Here is a 5,060-nt window from a genome sequence, read left to right on the forward strand (position 1 = left end):
CGCCTCCTCATCACCCAACACATCCACCAACGACCACCCCACAAACGGCTCCAACGCCTCCCCACACCGCCCCATCCACTCCGCGAACACCACCGACGCCGACAACAACCCCAACGCCATCCCCACCCACTGCGCCCCCTGACCCGGAAACACGAACACCACACCCGAACCACCAGGAACCACGGCCGGTACCGACGCGTTCCCTGCCAGGGCGGTGAGGCGTTCCACCGCCTCCTCGTGCGTACCGGCGACGACGACACCGCGGTGGTCGAAGGCGGTGCGTGAGGTCAGGGAGAGGGCGACGTCGTGCAGCGCGGCGTCGGGCCGGTCCTCCAGGAACGCCGCGAGCTGTCGCGCCTGGGCGCGCAGGGCGTCGGGGGTCTTGCCGGACAGGGCGAGCGGCACCACGCCCCGGGGCAAGGCCCGTTCGGCGGCCGTCGGAGTGGACCCGGTGGACGCGCCGGCTGCGGTGGATGCCCCGGCTTCGGGGCCTGCCGAGGCGGACACCCCGGACGGCGACACCTCGTCCGCGGAGCCCTCGGCCGAGGGCTCCGCGGACGGCACGGACGGCACGGACGGCGCGGACTCGAGGACGACGTGGGCGTTGGTGCCGCTGAGACCGAAGGACGACACGCCGGCCCGCCGAGGCTCGCCCCGCTCCGGCCACTCCCGCGCCTCCGTCAGCAACCGGACCGCACCCGCCGACCAGTCCACCTCAGGCGTCGGAGCGTCCACGTGCAAGGTCTTCGGCAGCACACCGTGCCGCATCGCCTCCACCATCTTGATCACACCCGCCACACCCGCGGCCGACTGGGCGTGACCGATGTTGGACTTCAGCGAGCCCAGCCACAGCGGACGGCCGTCGCCGGGGCGCTCCTGACCGTAGGTGGCGAGAAGGGCCTGGGCCTCGATCGGGTCGCCGAGGGAGGTACCGGTGCCGTGCGCCTCCACCACGTCGACATCCGCCGCGGACAGCCGGGCGTTCTCCAGCGCCTGCCGGATCACCTCCCGCTGGGCGGGGCCGTTGGGCGAGGTGAGGCCGTTGGACGCGCCGTCCTGGTTGACGGCGCTGCCGCGCACGAGCGCGAGGACGTCGTGGCCGTTGCGGCGGGCGTCCGACAGGCGTTCCAGCAGCAGCACGCCCACCCCCTCGGAGAAGCCGGTGCCGTTGGCGCCGGCGGCGAAGGCGCGGCACCGGCCGTCCGGGGAGAGCCCGCGCTGGCGGGAGAACTCGACGAACATCCTGCTGTCGGCCATCACGGCCGCGCCGCCCGCCAGCGCCATCTCCGACTCGCCGGTGCGCAGGGACTGGACGGCGAGGTGAATGGCCACCAGCGACGAGGAGCATGCGGTGTCGACCGTCACCGAGGGGCCTTCGATGCCGAGCGTGTACGACACGCGGCCCGAGGCGAAGCTGCCGGTGCTGCCGCGCCCGAGGTACGCCTCCAGGTCCTCGGGGACCTGCCGGACGCGCGGGGCGTAGTCGTGGTGCATGACACCGGTGTAGAGGCCGATCCTGCGTCCGCGCAGGGAGGCGGGGTCGATGCCGGCGCGTTCGAAGACCTCCCAGGAGGTCTCCAGGAGGAGCCGCTGCTGCGGGTCCATCGCCACTGCCTCGCGCGGGGAGATCCCGAAGAAGGGCGCGTCGAAACCGGCCACGTCGTCGAGGAAGCCGCCCTCACGGACGTAGGACTTGCCCGGTACGTCGGGGTCCGGGTCGTACATGCCCGCCAGGTCCCAGCCCCGGTCGGCCGGGAAGGGGGTGATGCCGTCGACGCCGTCGGCCACCAGCCGCCAGAGGTCCTCGGGGGAGGTCACTCCTCCGGGCAGACGACAGGCCATACCGACGATGGCGACGGGTTCCCACGCCTTCTCCTCGACCTCGCGCAGCCGGCGGGTCGCCTGCCGGGCGGTGGCGACGGCCTTGTTGAGGTATTCGCGGTACTTCTTGTCGTCGGGCACGGTGAAGGTCAGCTCCTTGAGAAAGACTTCTGACGGCGGACGGGCGACGGGGGCGGCGGGGCGGCGGCGGGCGCGACGGCGTCAGGAAGCGGTGAACTCGTTGAACTCGTTGTCGATGATGTCGAAGACCTCGTCGTCGGTGACCGAGTCGAGGTCGTCGTCCGCTTCGTCCTGAGCGGTGTCCGGGGACCACTTGGCCAGCAGGACCTGAAGGACGGCGGTGACCTGGGCGCGGACCGCGCGGTCGTCGGGCACGGAGGCGAGCGCGGCCCTGAGCCTCTCGGCCTCGGCGACCGCCCGGTGCACGGCGGGGCCGCCCTCCGGGGCGAGGGCCTCGCGCAGATGGGTGACGAGCACGGCCGGCGCCGGGTGGTCGAAGAGCAGTGTGGCGGGCAGGCGCAGGCCGGTGGCCGCGGACAGCTTGTTGCGCAGTTCGACGGCGGTGAGCGAGTCGAAGCCCAGTTCCTGGAAGGCACGGTCCGGGTGGATGGCGTGCGCGTCCTGGTGGCCGAGGACGACGGCGGTCTCCGCGAGGACCAGGTCGAGCAGGACGCCGTTCTGTGCGCTCTCCTCCAGGCCTCCCAGGCGCTCGCGCAGGGAGCCGGCCGTGGCGAGGTCGGCACGCCTGGCGCGGGCTTCGGCCGCCGCGATGCGGCGGACCTCGGGTACGTCCCGCAGGAGTGCGGAGGGCCGGGGCGCGGTGAACGCCGCGTGGAATCGCTTCCAGTCGATGTGGGCGACGACGAGTCCGCTCTGACCTCCCGTCAGAGCGCGGTCCAGAGCGGTCAGCATCAGTTCGGGACGTACGGTCTCGATGCCCTGGCGGCGCAGTTGCGGCGCCGAGCCGGCGTCAACCATGCCGCCGCCGGCCCAGGCGCCCCAGGCGACGGAGGTGGCGGTCCGGCCCTGGCCCCGCCGGCGCAGGGCGAGGGCGTCCAGGTAGGCGTTGGCCGCGGAGTAGGCGCTCTGGCTGCCGCTGCCCCAGACTCCCGCGATGGACGAGAAGACGATGAACGCGTCCAGGGGGGTGTCGCCGAGCAGCGCGTCGAGGTGGGCGGCGCCCGCCGCCTTGGCCGAGACGACGGCGCCGAAGTCGTCGAGCGTCGTCTCCGCCAGGGCGCCGAAGCCGTTGACGCCGGCGGCGTGCACCACCGTGCGGACCGGGTCGCCGTCCGCCGCCAGCTTCGCCAGCAGGTCCGCCAGGGCCTGCCGGTCGGTGACGTCGACGGCGGCCACGGTGACGCGGGCGCCGGCCTCGGTGAGTTCGGCGGTCAGTTCCGCGGCGCCGGGCGCGTCGGCGCCGCGTCGGCCGACGAGGACCAGGTGTCCGGCGCCGGCCGCGGCCATCCGGCGGGCGACGTGTCCGCCGAGGGCTCCGGTGCCGCCGGTGATCAGCACGGCGCCGGTGGGCCGCCAGGGCGTCTCGTCCGGCTGCGGCCGGTGGAGCGGTGTCCGTTCCAGGCGGCGGGCGAGGACCGTGCCGTCGCGCAGGGCGAGTTGGTCCTCGTCGCCGCTGCCGCCGCCGAGCACCGCGGCGAGCCGGGCGCCCGTCCCGCTGTCGAGGGTGGCGGGGAGATCGACCAGTCCGCCCCAGCGGCCCGGGTGTTCGAGCGCGGCGACCTGGCCGAGTCCCCACAGGGCGGCCTGGTCTGCGCTGCGCACCGGGTCGGTGGCGGAGGTGGAGACGGCGCCCTGGGTGGCGAGCCAGAGCGGTGCCTCGACACCGGCGTCGCCGAGCGCCTGGACCAGGGCGAGCGTCGCCGCCAGACCGCCGGTCACTCCGGGAAGGCGGGGGTGACCGGTCTCGTCGAGGGCGAGCAGGGACAGGACGCCTGTGAGGGGGTGGCCGTCGGTCACCGCGTCGCTCACCGTGCGGGTGAGGAGGCCGGTGAGCGTGTCGCGGTCCGGTCCGTCGACGGGCAGCGGCACGACGTGGGCGCCCCGGTCGCCGAGGGCGGTGAGGCACGCGGTGACGGTGGTGTCGTCCGTGCGGTCGGCGGGTACGGCGACCAGCCAGGCGCCGGTGGGCGCGGCGGCCGGCTCCGTGGCGCCGGCCGGGATCCAGGTCGTGCCGTAGACCCGTTCGTCCAGCCGGGAGGAGCCGGCCTCGCGGGCCAGCCGCGCTCCGGCGAGCTGTTCCCGGGTCACCTGCCGGCCGATGAGGGCGTCGATGCGCGCTACGGGTGCGCCCTTCTGGTCGGTGACCGTGACCTGCCAGGTCTCCTCGCCCGCGGGCACGAAGTGTGCCCGCAGCCGGGAGGCTCCGCGGGTCCACAGGGTGATGCCGTTCCAGGAGAAGGGCAGTCGCGGCAGACCGGCGCCGTGGATCAGCGGGGCATGCAGCGAGGCGTCGAGCAGGGCGGGGTGCAGGGAGAAGTGTCCCGCGTCCTCCTGCTGCTGTTCGGGCAGCGCGACCTCGGCGAAGATCTCGTCGTCGCGGGTCCACACCTTCCGCAGTCCGCGGAAGGCGGGGCCGTACTCGTAGCCTCGTTCGGCCAGGTTCGCGTACACGGACTCGACGTCGACGGGTACGGGGGTGGCGCCGGCGAGTGGCCAGGCGAGGGCGGGCTCGAAGGAGTCGAGGTCCTCGGGGACGAGCGTGCCGGTGGCGTGGCGGGTCCAGTCGGGTTCGTCGCCCTCGGGGCGGGAGTGGACGGAGACGGCGCGGCGGCCCGTCTCGTCGGGTGCGGCGAGTTCGACGCGGACCTGGATGCCGCCGTCCTCGGGGAGGACGAGGGGCGCCTCGATGACGAGTTCTTCGAGGGCGCCGCAGTCGGCTTCGGCGCCGGCGGTCAGGACCAGGTCGACGAAGCCGGTGCCGGGCAGCAGCGCGGTGCCCCACACGGCGTGGTCGGCCAGCCAGGGGTGGGTGCGTACGGACCAGCGGCCGGTGAAGGCGACGCCGCCGGTTCCGGGCAGGTCCACGGCGGCGCCGAGGAGCGGGTGTGCGGACGGGGTGAGGCCGGCGGAGGAGACGTCGCCCTCGGCGCGTTCCGTCTTCAGCCAGTAGCGCTGGTGCTGGAAGGGATACGTCGGCAGCTCCACCCGCCGGGCCCCCCGCGTGTCGAACGCAGCCCCCCAATCAACATCGACACCCC

At 74.2% G+C, this 5,060-nt stretch carries 2 protein-coding genes; both read right to left on the bottom strand.

Going from position 1 to position 5,060, the window contains the following annotated elements; all coding sequences use genetic code 11:
* Positions 1 to 1,962 (bottom strand): type I polyketide synthase (locus tag IE239_RS41085; RefSeq protein WP_190154547.1); only part of this gene is annotated, 1,962 nt, incomplete at its 3' end.
* A gap of 81 nt (positions 1,963 to 2,043) precedes the next feature.
* The coding region (locus IE239_RS41090; protein WP_229878806.1) for an SDR family NAD(P)-dependent oxidoreductase at positions 2,044 to 5,060 on the bottom strand (3,017 nt) is incomplete at its 5' end.

It is taken from the genome of Streptomyces humidus (assembly GCF_014649655.1).
GTDB lineage: Bacteria > Actinomycetota > Actinomycetes > Streptomycetales > Streptomycetaceae > Streptomyces > Streptomyces humidus.